This window comes from Desulfitobacterium hafniense DCB-2 (assembly GCF_000021925.1).
Lineage (GTDB): Bacteria > Bacillota > Desulfitobacteriia > Desulfitobacteriales > Desulfitobacteriaceae > Desulfitobacterium > Desulfitobacterium hafniense.
In genome coordinates, this window is the sequence record NC_011830.1 from 3,499,273 (window position 1) to 3,516,583 (window position 17,311).

Genomic DNA, 17,311 nt, shown 5'->3' on the forward strand with positions numbered 1-17,311 from the left:
TCAAGCCCTGGACCCCTTTTCTAGTTCCGGAAACCATGTCACCTCCTCAGCACTCAGCTATGAGTTCGCTTCAATACGGGAAATCAGATCTTTACTATCTTCTCCCCGTCTGCATCAATAAGGTGCACCGCACAGGCCAGACAAGGGTCAAAAGAACGAATCACCCGGACCACATTGACAGGATTATCCGGATCAACAGGCACTCCTATCAAGGCCTGTTCAACAGGACCTGGGATGTTCTTCTCATCACGAGGGGAAATATTCCAAGTGGTGGGAACCACCATCTGATAGTTGCTGATGACATGTTGATCGATCTTGAGCCAATGTCCCAAAGCTCCCCTTGGCGCCTCATTGAGAGCTGCTCCCTGACCCTGAGCAGGAGGATCCCAGTGCTTGGAATCATGAATATCAGGACGTACGGTCTTGCTTCCCAATAATGTCTCTAAGTCATCCAGCCAACGGTACATGGACTTGGTGATCAGCAGCGTTTCCTGGGCGCGGGCAAGGTGACGGGCAACCGCTCCAGGTTTAATTCCGTAGCGGCCCATCAAGTCCAGCAATCCTGAATGCTGCATAACCAGCATCCGGGCCAGCGGCCCTACTTCTGCAGTCTCTCCCTTATACCGGGGAGATTTAATAAAGGTATAGGCTCCTTTTTTATCAAAATCGATGACGGTTTCTCCCGCCCAAGGATGAGCAGGCTCCCCCTCTTTGTACCAGGCACTGGCTACGCTTTCCGTAATCCGGCTCATATCCAATGCTTCGACAACACCCGGAGCCTCGCTGCTGATAAAGCCCCCCTTGAATAATTTTTCTATACCGGAATCATCCATAGGGAAACCGCCATAGGCTATATAACCGCCCGGACCCGCGCCGACTCCGGCTTTCCCCAGCTCCAACAGAGGACCTGTGCAAAAACTCACGACGTCGGGCACATAAGTCAGCTCGGCGAAGGACACGACTTCATTGAGCAGGGTTCTAAAGGCTTCCAGCTGTTCTTTCCGGGGGTAGATAGTCACTCCGCCTACCACAATACTGGATTGATGGGGCTGTTTCCCTCCCAGAACAGCCGACATCTTCTTGGCTTTACCCTGAATCTTTAAGGCCTCCAAATAATGGGCGAGAGCGGTTGTGACAATTTCCGGATCCCTTACGGAATAACTGTCCGGTTGGTAGCGGGGGGTCAGAGGGGCGGTATCTCCCGCCGTCACCAAAGACATGATCTTATTTTTAACAGCGAGAAGCTCCGCAACATTTCCTTGATAATGATTGACTGCCAAGACATCAAGATAATCAAGGGCCGACAAATGATAGAAATGCAAAGGATGATCGTGGAGCCATAATGAGCCGGCGATAAGATTGCGAATAAGCTGAGCGGCACGGGGTACATTGGCTCCCTGGGCGTCTTCGATGGCCATGGCCGATGTCCAGCCGTGTGATGCCATACACACTCCGCAGACCCGTTCCGTAATATACACAGCATCGCGGGGGTCTCTGCCCTGGAGAATCTGCTCAATCCCCCGGAACATGGTTCCCTGGGCCCAGGCATTGGTTACGACATTATTCTCAATCTCCACTTCAATGCGTAGGTGGCCCTCCACTCGTGTTACAGGGTCAATCACAATTCGCTTGGCCATCTATTTCACCTCCTTGGGGTTCACAAATAAGGGCGCGAAGCCGTCATAATACTCAGGCTGACTGCATCCCGCACAGGGCGATCCGGCATAGCCGCAGAAATTGGCTCCGCCATTCCACCAGGCATTAGCACAGTTCGTGTAAGTATCCTGCCCTTTGCAACCCTTGTGATAAAGGCACCAATCCAGAGTGTCCGGGTTATTCCAATCCTCCAGATACTCTCCTTTTTCGTAATGCCAGCGGCGATAACAGCTGTCATGTAAGGTGTAGCGATAATAAGCTTCCGGCCGGTTGAGTCCGTCCAGCTTAGGCAAAGCATTATGGCTCAGATAGTATAGAAGCAAACCCACCAGCCGATCCGGTTTGACCGGACAACTGGGGAGATTGACCACCTTAACTCCTTCGAGCACCTCCTGGGCGCCCGCTGCCCCGGTGAACCCGGCACGGGGAATCCCGCCGTAACAAGCACAGGAGCCCACAGCGATCACCGCTTCAGCCTTTTCCGCAGCTAGTTTGAATTGTTCTATAAAGGGCTTTCCTTCCACAAAGCAATACCGTGAATCCGCTGTGGGAATCGAGCCCTCCAGGACGAGTATGTAATGACCTTGGGCTATACAGTCTTCCAGGCTTTGAACAGCCTGCTCTCCTGAGGCTGCCATCAGGGTAGGATGGTAGCGTACCGAGAGAAGATCGAGAATAATCTCCTCCGGCCCCGGGTCAACCGAAGATAACAGAGATTCGCTGCACCCGGTGCAGCCTTGCCCTTGCATCCAGATCACCGGTTTTTTGGATAAATTTGCTTCAGCCGCCTCCGCTATTTGAGGCGCTAAGCTCAAATCGATCCCCAGGGCCGCGCATGTGAATGTGCACAGTTTCAAAAAGTCCCTTCTGGATACCCCTCTTCTGGCGAGACGCTGATATCCGCTTTCCATAGGCTGATCATCTCGTTTCACATTCCTCACCTCATTGTAATTTTTTTAATTTATGTTAAAATAACACGTCCAAAATAAAATTACTAAGTGAATGTTAAAACTTGTACTACTTATGTCTCACCAGGTTATTTCTATATTTTTAACGAGGAAAATTCAATATTCCATGTCATGTTAGATAATTCAGATAACTGATATCATGTTTATGTGAACACTTTATCAATTCCTATAATACATTCTTTTTATTACCAATTCTACTGTAAAGTGTTAATTTTTTGATTTATATTCTTAATCGTGCTATAAATATTTCGTATGATATCAACGAGATTACTAATAGAATAAGATAACCCAACGGGGCCGGCCCTTCGCTTATTTGCATTTTTATTCGCCCCGTCGGCTATACTTTTTTTCAAAAAATGTTTTGAAGTGTAATCATTCCTTTATCGGCAATATGATCAACCAGCAGGCGCAAGGCGGACAGCTCTCCTAAACTTAAAACGGTCTCATTTTCCTTGATATATTGCTCCAGCCTTATTAAGCTGAGTTCGATTTCATCTATCTCCTGATGATCGAGCAATATGCTCCAGAATTTTTTGATCCCATTCCAGTCTTGGCTGAATTTCTCGATTTCCTGATTGGCATTGCTCCAGCTCTTGGCCCGTATCTGTTCCTCCACATTGACTAATTTTTCGGTCAGGGTATAAGTGGACTCACTGATATAACTGTTCTGCCAATAGCCCCCCAGCACCAGAATAAGGATAATTATGCCTGCTATAAGATACGTTCTCAGCATAGAATACCCCCTCATTTAATTTTGGCCTAAGCCTGTTGCTTTTTCTTAGTATATCGTTCTTTGCCCTGCAGATATAAATGATCCGAGGAGTCCAGGCAGGCAAAGAGCACCTCTTCTATGCCTTTCAGCTGATGCTTTTTGACCTGCTTATCCAGCCATGCCCGATCTTTACCCGACAGGGCAAAGGCACTTTCCTGCAGAATTCCATCCATAATAAACACAATCGGCAAGCCTTCGTAAGCCGGTTGCAGCTTCAAATCCTCTGGTGTAACAGGGCGTTTGGAGGATTTGGGCAATACACTGATCTGCCCGTTGGTTTCAAGAATAGCAAACTCTACATCGGCAATATTGGGGATACTTCTCATTCTTAATTCTTCCACTAAATCGGTTAAGGGCAGGCGATTGCGAACTAATTCATGCTCAACAATCCTTCCTCTTTCGATCAGGATCGAAGGAGTGCCATTGAGAATATCCCGGGCCTTCTCGCTTTTTAACTCCAGATAAGACAGTGAGATACTCATTAAAACCAAAACCATCATGGGAATAATTCCTGAAATAAGAGGAATTCCCACATCTTCGCTGGGGATAGCCGCTAAATCGGAGATCATAAGAATGACGACCAGCTCGAAGGGTTGCAGTTGGCCTATTTCACGTTTGCCCATAAGACGCAAAGCCGTAATCACGAAAAAATAAAGTATCAAAGTTCTTATGGCGGTTATTAACATACATCATGCAACTCCTTTCTGTGGTTTTGGGACGAAAAAGCATATGCCTGTGACATATGCCTGAATAGTCTTTCTCCATAGCCATCATTTTATTCCGCTTAAGAGCCTCTGGGGATTCATAGCAAGATTTGCTTTATCACTCTGTATTAATACACAAATCCTTATCTTGTGTTATAATCAATAGTATTCTGTAACACTTAGAACTCGCCTTGCCCGGCGAGGATTGACGGCAACCCAGTCATACGGAAATTTAACCGCCGGAAAGGTGAGGAATTAAGTGTTACAGAATACTAATGTTCTATCATAGAGAATCAAGTCAAGAATGGAGGAGCAGTGGTGAAAAAGCAAGCGGTTGTCATTTATGAAAAAGATAATGTGGCTACCTGTGTCGATCATATACCTGCCGGTACCACGATCTCGTTTTTCCGAGGAAGCCAAGCAGAATCACTTACAGTGTGCCAGGATATCCCTTTGGGACATAAGGTTGCACTCATACCCATAGCCCAAAGCAGCCATGTTGTAAAATATGGGGAGAGCATTGGTGCCGCCACCATCGATATTCAACCCGGCCAGCATGTCCATGTCCATAACATGGAGTCACAACGGGGTCGAGGGGATTTAGATACCGATAAGGAGGGCTCAAGATGAACCTATGGGGATTTCGGCGTCCTGACGGACTCTTTGGCATACGCAACCATCTTTTAATCCTTCCTACTTCAGTCTGTGCGACTACCGTTGCCGCTAATATAGCCGCTCAAGTCCCCGGTGCTGTCGCTATTGCCAACCAACACGGCTGCTGTCAGTTAGGTGCCGATTACGAGCAAACCTTACGGACTTTAATCGGCATCGGGAGAAACCCCAATGTGGGAGCAGTCCTCGTTGTCGGTTTAGGTTGTGAAGGCATACCGATCCTGCACACTGCAGAAGAAATCGCCAAATCCGGGAAACCGGTGCAATCTCTGATCATTCAGGAACATGGCGGCACTCTAAAAACCACCGCCCTGGGAGTCCAAGTCGCTGCTCAAATGGCCCGCACCCTTTCTATGCTGAAGAGGGAAGAGGCTCCCCTCAGTGAGCTGTCGCTGGGGGTTGAATGCGGCGGTTCTGATTTCACTTCAGGTTTAGCCGCCAATCCTGCCGCCGGCACAGCTTCTGATCTGGTGGTCAAGGCCGGAGGCACGGCTATGTTATCCGAAACCACGGAATTCATCGGTGCGGAACATGTATTGGCCAAACGGGCCAAATCACCGGAAGTCGCCGCCAAACTCCTGGGAATCGTCAAAGAAACGGAGCTGCGTGCCCGGCAGCTTCATGTGGATTTGCGGGATGGCCAGCCCACTCCCGGAAATATTGCCGGCGGCATCAGCTCCATCGAAGAAAAGTCTCTAGGCTGTATTTATAAAGCCGGTCACTCCACCATTCAGGATATTTTGGCCTATGGCGAAGCTCCCCAAGGCAAAGGCCTTTATGTTATGGATACTCCCGGTCAGGATGTGGAGTCCATGATCGGAATGCTTGCCGGCGGCATACAGATCATCGTATTCACCACAGGACGGGGTACCCCCACCGGCTCACCTATCGCCCCGGTTATTAAAGTCACGGCCAATGCCGATACGTATCTGAACATGGCAGACAATATCGACCTCGATCTCTCTCCCATCCTATCCGGCGCAGAAACCATTGAAGATAGCGGCCGCCGGATTTTCAAGGAGATCATTGAAGTAGCCAATGGTAAATTAACCAAATCAGAAAGCTTAGGTCACCAGGAATTCGGCATCTTCCGCATTGGGCCGACTTTTTAACGTGAAAAACAGAAAAACAGGGAGAAAAACAGGGACAGGTACCATTATTCATACTGAATATGGTACCTGTCCCCTTTTTTCACGTTAGCGGCGTTCCATAGTATAAAGCCGTTTCACCCTTTCTTCGATGGGTGGGTGGGTACTGAACAGATTTGCTACCCTGCGGGCGTTCAACGGATTGACGATAAACATATGACTTGCGGAGGGGTTAACATTCATCGGTATGGCTGCCGAACTTCTCTCTAATTTCTGGAGAGCATTGGCCAGACCAGAGGAGTTCCCCGCAATCTCCGCCCCCGTAGCATCGGCCAGATATTCCCGGGAGCGGGAAATTCCCATCTGAACCAGCATGGCCGCAATGGGCCCCAGAATAATCAAGGGCAGGGCCGCCAGTCCGGAAGCTCCTTCTTCGTCATTTCCGCCTACCCCTCCGAACATCAGGGCCCACTGAGCCCAATGGGCCAGGGTCGTAATCACACCGGCCATGACTGCCGCCAGGGTACTGATGAGAATATCCCGATTCTTAATGTGAGCCATCTCGTGGGCTAATACCCCTTCCAGCTCTTCACGATTAAGCATTTGCATCAATCCCCGGGTTACAGCAATGGCTGCGTGATTAGGGTTGCGGCCGGTTGCAAAAGCATTGGGCTGAGGTGACGGGGTCATATAAAGCCTGGGCATGGGCAGATTGGCGTTGTCTGCCAGCCTTTCCACCATAGCATAGAGCTCGGGGCTTTGTTCACGGCTGATGGGCTGGGCTTTCGTCATCGCCAGAGCCATCTTATCACTAAACCAATAGCTGCCAAAGTTCATCACCATGGCAAAGATAAAGGCGATCTGCATACCGCCGGAGCCTCCTATAGCATTCCCGGCCAGAATCACAAGCACAGTTAATAAACTCATCAGAAAAACAGTCTTGAGCTGATTTCCGAATCCATTCATATTTCAACAACTCCTTTCAAATCTACAAAAGCCAAGAGAATCGATCCTTTACTTTCCACTGTCTTCCCGGGTGTCCGGAGACATGTCGGCACTATCCGGTGCCGGTCTCCGACTGGCTTTAACCCGGGTGATTCGAAAGCCCACCACTTCCATGACCGTAAAGGTATAGTCCATGAAATCAATCCGATCTCCTTTGACCGGTTTACGGCCAAGCCGGTTGAAGACAAAGCCCCCGATGGTGGAAACGGTCTCATCCTCGAATTCAACAGCCAATAACTCACTTAAGTCATCAAGGAGCACCCGGCCATTGATCAGATATTCGCTCTCCCCACTCTTGATAATCTCCGCTTGCTCGGCGCTTTCAAATTCATCATAGATTTCCCCGACCAGTTCCTCAATGAGATCCTCGATGGTTACCATACCGGCTGTCCCGCCAAACTCATCCACCACAACGGCCAGATGAGTTCTCTGGACACGCATTTTCTGCACCAGATGAGAGATGGGCATCCCTTCCGGAACGATGAGTATATCCCGCTTCAATTCCCCAATATTTTTTACCGACGATTCGGAAAGGGACAAAAGATCCCGCATATGCACCAGACCGATCACATTATCCTTATCATCGTCACAGAGGGGATAACGGGTATGTCCGGATGTTTTGACGGTTTCCAGAACTTCTTCCATTGAATCCTGTATATAGAGGCACATCATATCCTGACGAGGAACCATCACCTCGCTGACCACTCGATCCGAGAACTCAAAGACATTATCCAGGAGTTTTCCTTCCATCTTATCCAAAATACCATGACGTTGGCTGGCATCCACAAGCATCCGCAATTCTTCCTCCGTATGAGCAAGATCGGATTCATTGGCCGGGGATATACCCCCAAGCTTCAGAATCAGGTTGGCAAGCCCATTAAGGAAACGGATCACCGGATAAAAGAGCTTGTAAAACATCTTTAGCGGACCGGCAGTCCACAGAGCTGCGCTTTCTGCTCTTTGAATGGCAATGGATTTAGGAACCAACTCCCCAAGGACAATATGCAGGAACGTAATCAGCAGAAACGCAATGACCACGGATACTGTATGGGTTAAGACTCCATCCCATGCCACCAGGTTCTTAAAAAGCGGAGCCAGCAAGGTAGCAATGGCCGGCTCTCCCAACCAACCCAGCCCCAGGGAAGCTAAAGTAATCCCCAGTTGGCAGGCGGAGAGATAGGCGTCCAGTTGCGAGGTCACAGCAAGGGCAAGGGTCGCTTTTCGGGATCCTGACTCTGAAAGCTCGGCGAGACGGGTCTTTCTCACTTTTACCAAGGAAAATTCAGCGGCCACAAAAAATGCATTGAGAGCGACCAGGAACAATGCAGCAACTACTTTGGCAATGCTCCACACTATGCTATCGATTGGATTCTCCTCCTTTTATTCTATACATTTCTACCCCACCTCAGACATAAGTGGACCCGTACCATACCATGACTATCCAGTGTTTCTGTTTTTGGACAGGATCCTCTGTTGTTCCTCTATTAATCTCCCACATCTGAGGCAGTTGTACACTATCCAAATCGATTTTTTGGGGTAAAACAGCCAAGGCGCCGAAGATCACAGCTCTTGGCGCCTGATTAATACTTGAATTATATTTTAATATCCAGAGTCCCTTTTGGGGTTGTTCAAAAGCCACACAGGGGTAAAAAGCCAAAGCCAAGCCTAAAAAAAGACAAAGGACAATGGCAACGAATTGTTTGGTCTTACCTTGCTCTATTCTTGCCAAGACATCATGATATGGAACTGCACGGGCAGGTAATGGGTCGTCGTCCACGATGTTCTCTCCTCTAATCCATTCTCTAATCTATAATTACTTAAGATATACTATAGAGTATAACTAAATAGGTCGTCAAGTGACAACTTCCCCCATAAAGAGACGTTGCTTTTAAATAGCTTAACCAAAATAACCAGGGCTAAGTCTCTTTACGATTTTCAGAGGAGGCGAAAAAACTTAAGACATCAGGATCCTCTTCTTCCCCGATGACCTGGTGAAGCAGAAAGGCCAGACCATTTGCCGATTCACTGTCCTGGTATTTTTGCGGCTCCTTATCCGCCTTAGGCGGCAAAGCATCCCTCTCCGGGAACTTTTCCGGATTCTGAGCCTGGGGCTGGAGAAGAAGTTCCAACACATCTTCATCTTCCTCTTCCCCAATCAGCTCCCAAAGATGCTTTAAAGGCTGCGGATTGTCCATGCTCAGGGAATCCTTGCCAGAGGGCGCCGCATACAGTTCCTCAAGGCTCCAACGACCAACCGTCGCCGGCGGCAAATCTTCTGTGGCGGGATGGTTGGCACTGTAAGCGCGGAGAGCTTCTTTCAGGATACCTTCCCATTGTTCCCGGGGGAAGGAATGGAGAAAGCCCCAAAGGGGCTCATCTTCTTCACTGAAGCTCAGAGTGAAGGAAAGGCTCTTGCTCATGGGGCAGCATTGGCCTTCTTGGTTATGTTATTGACCAAATTGGCAGCCATAATTCTAAAGCCGGTGGCATTGCCGAACTGAGGATTCTCGATCAGCACTTTATTTTCAAATTGGAGGTGTTCAAAGATCATTTCTCCTACTTTCCCTGCCACAAGAACCGTATGAATCTTGCCCAGCATGGGTTTCAGAGACTTTTTGACCTCACGGGAAATATCCGTTCCCAGTTGCCCCAGCATATCCTGCATCACAGGGTTGAGGTTAATGGCGCCGTTATTCCAGGGATACATCCCTTCATTGACGCGGAATACCTTATCCAGTTCCTTATCATCGGTTTCGATAGGGTTGGCATGATTAATCGTCATTTCCTTTAATTGCTCAGCCACACCGGTATAGGCCCATTTCAGCCCCTTTTCGATACTGAAGGAGTTGGGCGGATCAAGCATCACGCCATCATAAAAAGTCGCCACATCCGTAGTCCTGAAGCCTGGGTCGATCACTACCACATAGCCATTAAAAAGTTTAGGACTGATGGGGATTCCGTATTCATTCAAGGTCTCTTTAATAAAGACGCCATAGCTTTGGGGAAGGACCCGGGAACGAATGATGGTCAGCTGACGGGTCTGGCCTTTAAAGGGTCCTGAGCGAAAGGCTACCGACCAGGTTCCTTTAAGTTCAGCTTCATACTTGTCCTTTAAAGCTGCATAGTATTTAACCGGGACGCCGGTTCCCAGATATATATTAGCCTTGGGTTCTTTTTGCGCAACAGCCAAGGCTACCACGAGCAATGCCGTAGCTTCTTCATCAGTGGATTTATCCTCATCCCAACAATAATGAGCCTCATTGGGGTTCAAACTCTCGGCAAGACTTCCCATAAAATAATGACGGGAAACTCCCGTGGAGTGATTGGTAACGATGACATCCAAGGAGCCAATCTGCATTTCTTCATCGGTTCCCCGACTTACATTCCCATTACCCAAAGCAGAAAAAATACGCTCATTTCCTTTGCATATAACCGCCGGAAACAACACTTTAGTATCTCCAGCATCCAGCTTAATGGCTCCAAACCCGGGATCTCCTCCAGCTACGAGAATATCGTTTTCAAACACAGGTGTTCCTCCTCGTCAATTCGTGGAATTTCGAATGTAAAACCCTATTATTATCCATTGTATACCACATTTTGCTTAGAGTCTATCCTTATCGAACGGTTCCTTGACCATCAACCACAGCTTTCACCAGTATCTCCACCTCCAGCTCGGGAAACATTTCCTCCCACTGCTCCTTGTGCTGATTCCAGTAGTCCGGGTACTTCCTCTTCGTCGTTAAGCCAAAGCCAAGAATATCAGATCTCAGTTCTTTTTGGGCCTTGTCCACGATGCCTTGAACTTCCCCGATCACGGCCTGGCTTAAGATCTTCTCTAACTCCTTGAAATCTTCCTTAGTGATGGTTTCCTTATTATCGGTGCGCTCCCCCAGGTTACAGGTAACATCAAGATCAATCACAAAGCTTAGCTTTTCACCTTCCAGAACCGGTTTCACTCTGCTCTTGGTTCGTATAATCTCGAAGGATATCCTCTCCCCAAGACCGGAGGAACCATCAGCCTGAGCCTGGTTTTCGGCCCCTTCCTTAGTATAGGCGGTAATGATTCCCCCATTGACATCATTGTGAACCCAGAGATATCCCCGTGCTTCCCCGGCATCCAGCCAGTCGATCAGCTTGTCTCCCTTAAATGCTCCTCCCCCGATCAGCTGGTAGGTGGGGTTTCCCTTTTCTTCATAGAACTCGATCTTCCCTAAAACAGGCTCGATTCCTTCCGAGTAAACCATAGTGGCAAACTCCAGAATATTTCTCGGTATGCTTTTGGAAGCGGAATAATAATCGTCAACCAAAAGCATCACATGCATCGCGGAAATCAGGGACTCATCGGAAGGAGCTCTGACCACCTCTTCCGCCTTACCTTCTGTTAACAGAACCCAGGTAAATAAACGGATTTCCGGGTCGCGTTCCAAAAAATCCAGGATAGGTTTAACCCCGGCTCTGGCCAAATCCTCTCCAATCACGATCACCTGATTATGAGGATAGAAAAGCCGATCCCCAGATTTAGTCATTAAACCCCGCACCGCATCAAAGAAAGTCTCACCTTCACTGGTCAAAATCCGCGTTTGTGCTTTACCTTCCTGACCTTTGGTTATATAAGCCTGGGGATTAATGACTTGAACCGTGATTTGTATCTTCCCCCGCTCGTTAAGATCCAACCCCAAAGCACTGACGACCCCCAGCTCATTCAGTTCCCGGTGGTCCCAGCACCCCGGTAATAAGAGCAAACTGAATAACGATACCAGGATCACCGATCTTTTCATGTATCCATTGCTCATCTTCGCTTAACTTCCTTTTATTTTTCTCAAGCTTTTTTTCATATTTTTGGTACTTTGCCGCCGATAAGGGCTGAGTAAAGAGGGGCGGGATAACATAAACCAAAGAGGAAAGCGGACCATGCCGTCTTTCAAATCCCCGATATTGGTGGGAACAATGGGGGAAAGATAGGGAATGCCAAAGGAGCGGACGGACAGCAACTGAATGACAAGGGCCAGCAAGGCCATCAGCCAGCCAAACATGCCCAGAAAAGAGGTGGTCACCAGAAAATATAAGCGCAGCAAAGACGCTGGTCCGGTAAAAGGTGGCACCAGAAACCCCGAAATAGCGGTAAGAGCAACCACAATCACCATAACCTGGTTGATTAAACCGGCCTGGACCGCCGCCTCACCAACGACTAAGGCCCCGACGATACTGACGGCCTGACCCACCGTATGGGGCATGCGTATACCTGCTTCCCGAAGAATCTCGTAGACTATGCCCATCCCCAAAGCTTCGACGATCACCGGAAAAGGTATGCCTTCGCGGCCTGCACTCATACTTATTAAGAGGCTGGTGGGAACCATCTCCTGGTGATAGGACTGGATAGCCACATAAAAAGCCGGAAGTGTGGTGGAGAAGTAAAAAGCCAGGTAGCGGATGAGCCGAACCAGGGAGGCATAATAAGGCCGGGAATAGTAATCTTCAGGATTCTGAAAGGCTTCCACAAACAGGTAGGGCACTGTGATCACAAAAGGAGTCCCATCCACCAGAATTCCTATCCGGCCTTCCAACAGCTTTGCCGCCAATTTATCGGGTTTTTCAGTGGTTCCCACCGTGGGGAAAATGGATTGGGGGGAATCTTCAATCAGTTGTTCAATATAGCCGCTCTCCAGAATCCCGTCAATATCGATGGACTGAAGGCGTCTCTTCACCTCACCCACAATCTTCGGGTTAGCTATCCCTTCAATATAGGCCATATAGATTTTGGTATGGGTTCTTTCCCCCAGATTCATAGTTTCCAGACGTAATTTCTGGTCCTTTATTTTACGGCGGAGTAAAGAGGCATTTACCTCAATTCTTTCCACAAATCCTTCCCGGGGCCCCCGGACGGTGGCTTCAGTTTCCGGTTGTTGAACATTGCGGGTCTCACCACCAAAGGTCTCAAGCAGCAGGACCTCCTCTACTCCCTCCAAAAAAAGGGCCGTCTGGCCGGATAACACCCCCTGCACCGCTTGATCAAAAACCTGCACAATATCAATAGCGCTATTGCACAAAACATCTTTTTGTAAAATGTCCATCGACAAAATTGGCTCGGAACCTTGACATGCCATGAGGGGTCTGATGATCGAAGAACTCATGTACTGCCGATCCACCAATCCATCAAGATAGACCAAAAAGCCTTTGTTCGTCTTGCCAAATCGTAATTCACGAAACAAAAGATCCACAGAATTTTTGAAACTATTAATGAAACGCCTTCGATTCTCTTCAAGGTTGGGGGATATGTTGGATCCGTGCTTATTGCTCATTAGAAGACCTCTTTTTTACTGCCTTGAATTTTTGTTTTATGACGTAAATGATAAAAAGGAGGGAAACTCCACATATTTCGACAACTAAACCATAGACGCCAAGGATGTTTTTCAAAAATGTCGAGCGATCAATGGCGGTGGGCGTAACAAAGACAGAAACGACAAATACAATAACGGCAATGCTGATCCCCAAAAACATGCGGGATTTTTTCGGAAAAATATGTTTTAAGCCTTCCACGCCGGCATAGTGAAACAAAGCCAGAATCAAAAAAGATCCCGCCGTCCAGGATACGATCTGAAACGCCTCCATTCTTTGGATAAAATCCCCTACATCAACCAGGCGGGCGAGAATATAGACGGAATACAATTGCCTGGAGCCCATTTCTACGCCAATCACCGTAATGACAAAAAACATGGAGGTGGTGATCGTCAGAATGCCCAGGCCCACACCCATAAGCTTTATCTTGTACATAACTTTAGGATTATTATGGTAAGCCATTAAAACGCCCATAATAATACAGATCCCGAACCAAGCAGTGGGAAGCATAGCTCCTCTCAGAATCTCCCCCAGGCTGTGCTGGAACATGGGCCGCAAATTATCAAACTCCATATTCCCAATATTAAACAGCATGATAAAGAGAAAGGAGCCCAGCACAAAGGGGGCGACAATCTCAGAAAGCCGCATAATCACCTCCAGCCCGGCACTGCAGGCATAGGTGCTCACCAGCAAGAGCAAAATGGCAAAAACGTAGCGCGGAGTTTCCGGCATCGCCATCGAACCAAAGAATTCCATAAGACTTTGGGTAAGGGTGATGGCTACACTAATAAAGTAAAGGCTGAACATGCCAACGCTTATCTTGCCTAAGATTTTGCCGAGGATTTTCTCACTGTATTGAAAAATCGTCTGATTGGCATAGGTCCTCCCCATTTTATATAAGAAAAAACCCAGCATTGTTTCTATAACTATAGCCACCAGGAGGGCCTGCCAAAAATCCTGCTCCAAATCTCTTATGATCAGATTGGGCATGCCTATAGATAGGGAAACAATCACGAAATAAGTACAAAAGGATTGACGGCTTGAGATTTTTATATTCATGAATTTCACACTTTCATCATTACGGATAAGTTAGTATTAGGATGAACGCTCAGCCTTATACTATACATTTTCCAAGAGGCGGGGGCTTGGGCGCAAGAAAAAAGCCGGCCCCCTAAGCCGGCTATCCAAAACTATTGCTGAGCGGCCAACCCTTCCCTGGCCACCAGAAAATCCACAAACTGACGGGCGGTTCTCCCTGAGCGGGCATTATGATTCATCACCCAGCGCAGCGCCTGCTGTCTTAACTCCTCCTTGGGAAGTGTCAGCCCTTCCTGAGTTGCTAACTCCTCCACAATCTTCAGATAGCCTTCCTGGTCCGGTGTGGGGAAGGTGACCGTAATGCCGAAGCGGTCGGATAAGGACAATTTTTCCTCCATGTTGTCCCGCCGGTGGACTTCCTCGACTTGCCGTTCGCCGAAGGTTTCTCTGATCAAATGACGCCGGTTGGAGGTGGCATAGATCAGCACGTTTTGGGGCTTCCCTTCCAGCCCTCCCTCCAGCAGGGTCTTCAGATTCTTATAATCACTTTCCGTGTCTTCAAAAGAAAGATCGTCAATAAACAGAATGAACTTCAAAGGCTGCTTGGCCAGGAGCCGAATAATCTTGGGGTAGTCATGCAAGTCTGTTTTCGATAATTCCACCAGGCGCAGTCCCTGTTCACCATATTCCTGCACTAAAGCTTTCACCAAGGAAGATTTCCCAGTCCCACGGTTGCCATAGAGAATCACATTATTAGCCGGAAGGCCTTTCAGGAAAAATTCCGTATTCTGGAGGATGATTCCCTGCTCCCGTTCCTGATTAATCAACTTGCTGATGCGCATGGGCTCAGGGTGTACCCCTTCCAGCCTTTCCGCACGGCCCCGCCATTTGAGAGCCATGCACCGGCCGAACAATCCGGTACCCATGGTTTGATAATAAGCAAGCAGCGCATCCACCATTTCCTCTGACCTTCCCCGAAGCAGACTCTGCTTCAACTTTTTCTGAGAGGAAAGGAGATAGTTTTCAGCCCGATTCTCTTCTTTTGCATAAGTTTCTTTTTCCCTATCCATATCCGGAAGACTCAGCCAACCAGGCCAGCTTTCCGGGCTCAATGGTTCCTCCAGCCAGAGGCCCGGTTCTTCCGCCCCTTGCTCTGCACACCGTGCCTTGACAGCCCCTTTAATATCTTCCGCCTTCAGCCCGGCAAGCTCCCGCAAATAGAGCAGCTCCCGCCCGGCCAGTCGGCGCAGCCCGGCGGGAACCCGGTCCTTTCCCTGTTGAGCCGTTTGCCTGGCCAGCTCATTGTCATCCTGAAGCATACGCTCCCAAAGATAATCAGGCCAATGAGCCTGAGTCGCCAAGGAGCAGAAATGATGATAATCTTTATAAATTGCCATCAGATCAAACTCCCTGCTCCCTATCCCCTGGAGCAGTTTTTGGAAAGAAACTGCCACCGGATCCCCTATGATGCCTCGGAAAACAACCATTCCGTCAAAAAGAAGGGATAACCGGGTAATTTTCGTCCTATTCACATTATGCACATCCTTGTTTTCTTCTTGTGTTCTAGTACAATTCTTAGTACTATCTTAAATCCTGCAATTCTTTAAGTAAAGGGTTGACAAAATCTTCTTCTTTGCTATTCTATAATTAGTTAAAAAAAGTCCATTCTTTGGTGCCCCCAAGGGGAGAATAGGGAAACCGGTGCGATTCCGGTGCGGACCCACCACTGTGTAGGATGAGCCTGAACCATAACCACCGGCCAGACCGGGAAGGGGTAGCGGCGTTTGAATCCAAGCCAGGAGACCTGCCAGGAATGAAGAAAGCCTTTCCATGGGTGCTATGGAAAGCAGCGGCGACGAAGGCAAAGTCCCGACCACTTATGAAGTGGCGGGACTTTATTTTTTTTAAAGGAGAGGAATACAGATGAGTAAAACCGAATTAGAACAGGACAAGCTAGTGGATGACTTCTTAAGACAGGAAAACCTGAGTGACGCTTCCCTGGAGGAATGTGAAACCGCCTTAGACCATCTTATCCAGGGAATACACGGTCTTGACGAACAGGTCATGGCCGCTGTACAAACCCGTTTAGATTCCTTAACCAAACCCCAAGGCAGTTTAGGAGTCCTGGAAGCCCTCGCCAAACAATTGGGCGGGATTCAAGGTCAGCCTTGGCCGGAAGTACAAAAAAAGGCCATTCTCGTCATGGCCGGAGACCACGGCGTGGTGGCGGAAGGGGTCAGTGCCTTCCCTCAGGAAGTAACCCCGCAAATGTTCTATAATTTCCTGGGCGGCGGGGCAGGGATCAATGTCCTGGCCCGTCATGCCGGCGCCGAAGTGATCTGCACCGATGTGGGCATGGCTTTCCCGCTGGATCCGCCCGAGCTTATGGCTCACCGCATCATGAACGGAACCCATAACATGGCCCAGGGACCGGCTATGAGCCGTAAAGAAGCTCTGCTCTCCCTGCTGACCGGAGCTAAAATCGCCCGCCAGGCTATCGATTCCGGAGTGAATGTCCTGGCCACAGGGGAAGTGGGCATCGGCAATACCACCCCCAGTACAGCCATTATTTCTCTCTTGACAGGTTTGCCGCCCCAGGAGGTTACCGGAAGGGGCACCGGTCTGGATGATGAAGGACTCATCCGCAAGCAAAACGTCATCGCCCGTTCTATCGCCATCAATCAGCCCGATCCTAAGGATGGAGTGGATATCCTCAGCAAAATAGGGGGCTTGGAGATCGGTGCCCTGGCCGGGGCAATTCTGACCGCAGCCTATTCCCGTGTCCCCATCCTTTTAGATGGGGTCATCTCCACTGCCGCTGCTCTCATCGCTGTCCGCATCTGCCCTACGGCCCGCTTCTTCCTGATTCCCTCCCATTCTTCTGCGGAGATCGGCCATCGAGCCGCCCTGGAACAACTGGAGCTAAAACCCATCATGCATCTGGATTTCCGCTTGGGAGAGGGAACCGGAGCCGCTATCGCTTTCCATCTTCTGGATGCCTCCATCCGCATTCTCAACGAGATGGCTACTTTTGAATCCGCAGGAGTCAGCGGTAAAAACTAAGCAATCACC

The 17,311-nt window shown here is 48.8% G+C and carries 16 protein-coding genes and 1 riboswitch; of the genes, 3 read left to right on the plus strand and 13 right to left on the minus strand.

What is annotated here, in order from left to right; genetic code table 11:
- Positions 1–83: 83 nt before the first annotated feature.
- The 4 genes from DHAF_RS16315 to DHAF_RS16330 form a co-directional block, all read right to left on the minus strand.
- On the minus strand, positions 84–1,637 hold the full coding sequence (locus DHAF_RS16315) for a nickel-dependent hydrogenase large subunit (protein WP_011460064.1): 1,554 nt from the start codon (positions 1,635–1,637) through the stop codon (positions 84–86).
- The gene (locus DHAF_RS16320; RefSeq protein ID WP_041272117.1) at positions 1,638–2,567 is read right to left on the minus strand and encodes a hydrogenase small subunit; all 930 of its coding nucleotides are present in this window, start codon (positions 2,565–2,567) and stop codon (positions 1,638–1,640) included.
- A gap of 406 nt (positions 2,568–2,973) precedes the next feature.
- The gene (locus tag DHAF_RS16325) at positions 2,974–3,357 is read right to left on the minus strand and encodes a DUF4363 family protein (RefSeq protein ID WP_005812777.1); all 384 of its coding nucleotides are present in this window, start codon (positions 3,355–3,357) and stop codon (positions 2,974–2,976) included.
- A 26-nt stretch (positions 3,358–3,383) separates the two neighbouring features.
- Positions 3,384–4,082 carry a DUF421 domain-containing protein gene (locus DHAF_RS16330; protein WP_011460066.1) on the minus strand — a complete coding sequence of 233 codons (699 nt, stop codon included), beginning with the start codon at positions 4,080–4,082 and terminating at the stop codon, positions 3,384–3,386.
- A gap of 336 nt (positions 4,083–4,418) precedes the next feature.
- On the opposite strand from DHAF_RS16330, the gene DHAF_RS16335 reads away from it, so the two are divergent.
- On the plus strand, positions 4,419–4,730 hold the full coding sequence (locus tag DHAF_RS16335) for a UxaA family hydrolase (RefSeq protein ID WP_015944503.1): 312 nt from the start codon (positions 4,419–4,421) through the stop codon (positions 4,728–4,730).
- Positions 4,727–5,884 (plus strand): UxaA family hydrolase, encoded by a 1,158-nt coding sequence (locus DHAF_RS16340; RefSeq protein WP_011460067.1) that lies wholly within the window; start codon positions 4,727–4,729, stop codon positions 5,882–5,884. Before DHAF_RS16335 ends, DHAF_RS16340 begins: the two co-directional genes overlap by 4 nt.
- 84 nt (positions 5,885–5,968) lie before the next feature.
- On the opposite strand, the gene DHAF_RS16345 is transcribed toward DHAF_RS16340, so the two are convergent.
- The 9 genes from DHAF_RS16345 to DHAF_RS16385 form a co-directional block, all read right to left on the minus strand.
- Complete coding sequence (locus DHAF_RS16345) at positions 5,969–6,826, minus strand: zinc metalloprotease HtpX (protein WP_005812789.1); 858 nt, start codon at positions 6,824–6,826, stop codon at positions 5,969–5,971.
- Positions 6,827–6,874: 48 nt separating this feature from the next.
- On the minus strand, positions 6,875–8,188 hold the full coding sequence (locus tag DHAF_RS16350) for a hemolysin family protein (protein WP_015944504.1): 1,314 nt from the start codon (positions 8,186–8,188) through the stop codon (positions 6,875–6,877).
- Between the two features lie 82 nt (positions 8,189–8,270).
- The gene (locus DHAF_RS16355) at positions 8,271–8,642 is read right to left on the minus strand and encodes a hypothetical protein (protein ID WP_015944505.1); all 372 of its coding nucleotides are present in this window, start codon (positions 8,640–8,642) and stop codon (positions 8,271–8,273) included.
- A 139-nt stretch (positions 8,643–8,781) separates the two neighbouring features.
- On the minus strand, positions 8,782–9,285 hold the full coding sequence (locus tag DHAF_RS16360) for a hypothetical protein (RefSeq protein WP_011460070.1): 504 nt from the start codon (positions 9,283–9,285) through the stop codon (positions 8,782–8,784).
- Entirely contained in the window at positions 9,282–10,391 is a 1,110-nt protein-coding gene (locus tag DHAF_RS16365; protein ID WP_015944506.1) for a ParM/StbA family protein, read from the minus strand. The genes DHAF_RS16360 and DHAF_RS16365 overlap by 4 nt, the downstream gene beginning before the upstream one ends.
- 88 nt (positions 10,392–10,479) lie before the next feature.
- On the minus strand, positions 10,480–11,658 hold the full coding sequence (locus tag DHAF_RS16370) for a Ger(x)C family spore germination protein (RefSeq protein WP_015944507.1): 1,179 nt from the start codon (positions 11,656–11,658) through the stop codon (positions 10,480–10,482).
- Positions 11,659–11,664: 6 nt separating this feature from the next.
- On the minus strand, positions 11,665–13,164 hold the full coding sequence (locus DHAF_RS16375; protein ID WP_011460073.1) for a spore germination protein: 1,500 nt from the start codon (positions 13,162–13,164) through the stop codon (positions 11,665–11,667).
- Positions 13,154–14,260: a GerAB/ArcD/ProY family transporter gene (locus DHAF_RS16380; RefSeq protein WP_011460074.1), complete on the minus strand. Its 1,107-nt coding sequence runs from the start codon at positions 14,258–14,260 to the stop codon at positions 13,154–13,156. The genes DHAF_RS16375 and DHAF_RS16380 overlap by 11 nt, the downstream gene beginning before the upstream one ends.
- A 131-nt stretch (positions 14,261–14,391) precedes the next feature.
- The gene (locus tag DHAF_RS16385) at positions 14,392–15,771 is read right to left on the minus strand and encodes an ATP-binding protein (protein WP_015944508.1); all 1,380 of its coding nucleotides are present in this window, start codon (positions 15,769–15,771) and stop codon (positions 14,392–14,394) included.
- 120 nt (positions 15,772–15,891) lie between these two features.
- Positions 15,892–16,065: riboswitch (cobalamin riboswitch) on the plus strand.
- A 97-nt stretch (positions 16,066–16,162) separates the two neighbouring features.
- Here DHAF_RS16385 and cobT point away from each other — a divergent pair.
- A complete protein-coding gene (gene cobT / locus DHAF_RS16390) occupies positions 16,163–17,302 on the plus strand; it encodes a nicotinate-nucleotide--dimethylbenzimidazole phosphoribosyltransferase (RefSeq protein WP_018211350.1) in 1,140 nt (379 codons plus the stop codon).
- Positions 17,303–17,311: the final 9 nt, after the last annotated feature.

What these genes read in the sequence shown, in the direction of transcription:
- DHAF_RS16315 (WP_011460064.1), bottom strand. Translation starts at nt 1,637, where the DNA reads ATGGCCAAGCGAATTGTGATTGACCCTGTAACACGAGTGGAGGGCCAC.
- DHAF_RS16320 (WP_041272117.1), bottom strand. Translation starts at nt 2,567, where the DNA reads ATGGAAAGCGGATATCAGCGTCTCGCCAGAAGAGGGGTATCCAGAAGG.
- DHAF_RS16325 (WP_005812777.1), bottom strand. Translation starts at nt 3,357, where the DNA reads ATGCTGAGAACGTATCTTATAGCAGGCATAATTATCCTTATTCTGGTG.
- DHAF_RS16330 (WP_011460066.1), bottom strand. Translation starts at nt 4,082, where the DNA reads ATGTTAATAACCGCCATAAGAACTTTGATACTTTATTTTTTCGTGATT.
- DHAF_RS16340 (WP_011460067.1), top strand. Translation starts at nt 4,727, where the DNA reads ATGAACCTATGGGGATTTCGGCGTCCTGACGGACTCTTTGGCATACGC.
- DHAF_RS16345 (WP_005812789.1), bottom strand. Translation starts at nt 6,826, where the DNA reads ATGAATGGATTCGGAAATCAGCTCAAGACTGTTTTTCTGATGAGTTTA.
- DHAF_RS16360 (WP_011460070.1), bottom strand. Translation starts at nt 9,285, where the DNA reads ATGAGCAAGAGCCTTTCCTTCACTCTGAGCTTCAGTGAAGAAGATGAG.
- DHAF_RS16370 (WP_015944507.1), bottom strand. Translation starts at nt 11,658, where the DNA reads ATGAGCAATGGATACATGAAAAGATCGGTGATCCTGGTATCGTTATTC.
- DHAF_RS16375 (WP_011460073.1), bottom strand. Translation starts at nt 13,164, where the DNA reads ATGAGCAATAAGCACGGATCCAACATATCCCCCAACCTTGAAGAGAAT.
- DHAF_RS16380 (WP_011460074.1), bottom strand. Translation starts at nt 14,260, where the DNA reads ATGAATATAAAAATCTCAAGCCGTCAATCCTTTTGTACTTATTTCGTG.
- cobT (WP_018211350.1), top strand. Translation starts at nt 16,163, where the DNA reads ATGAGTAAAACCGAATTAGAACAGGACAAGCTAGTGGATGACTTCTTA.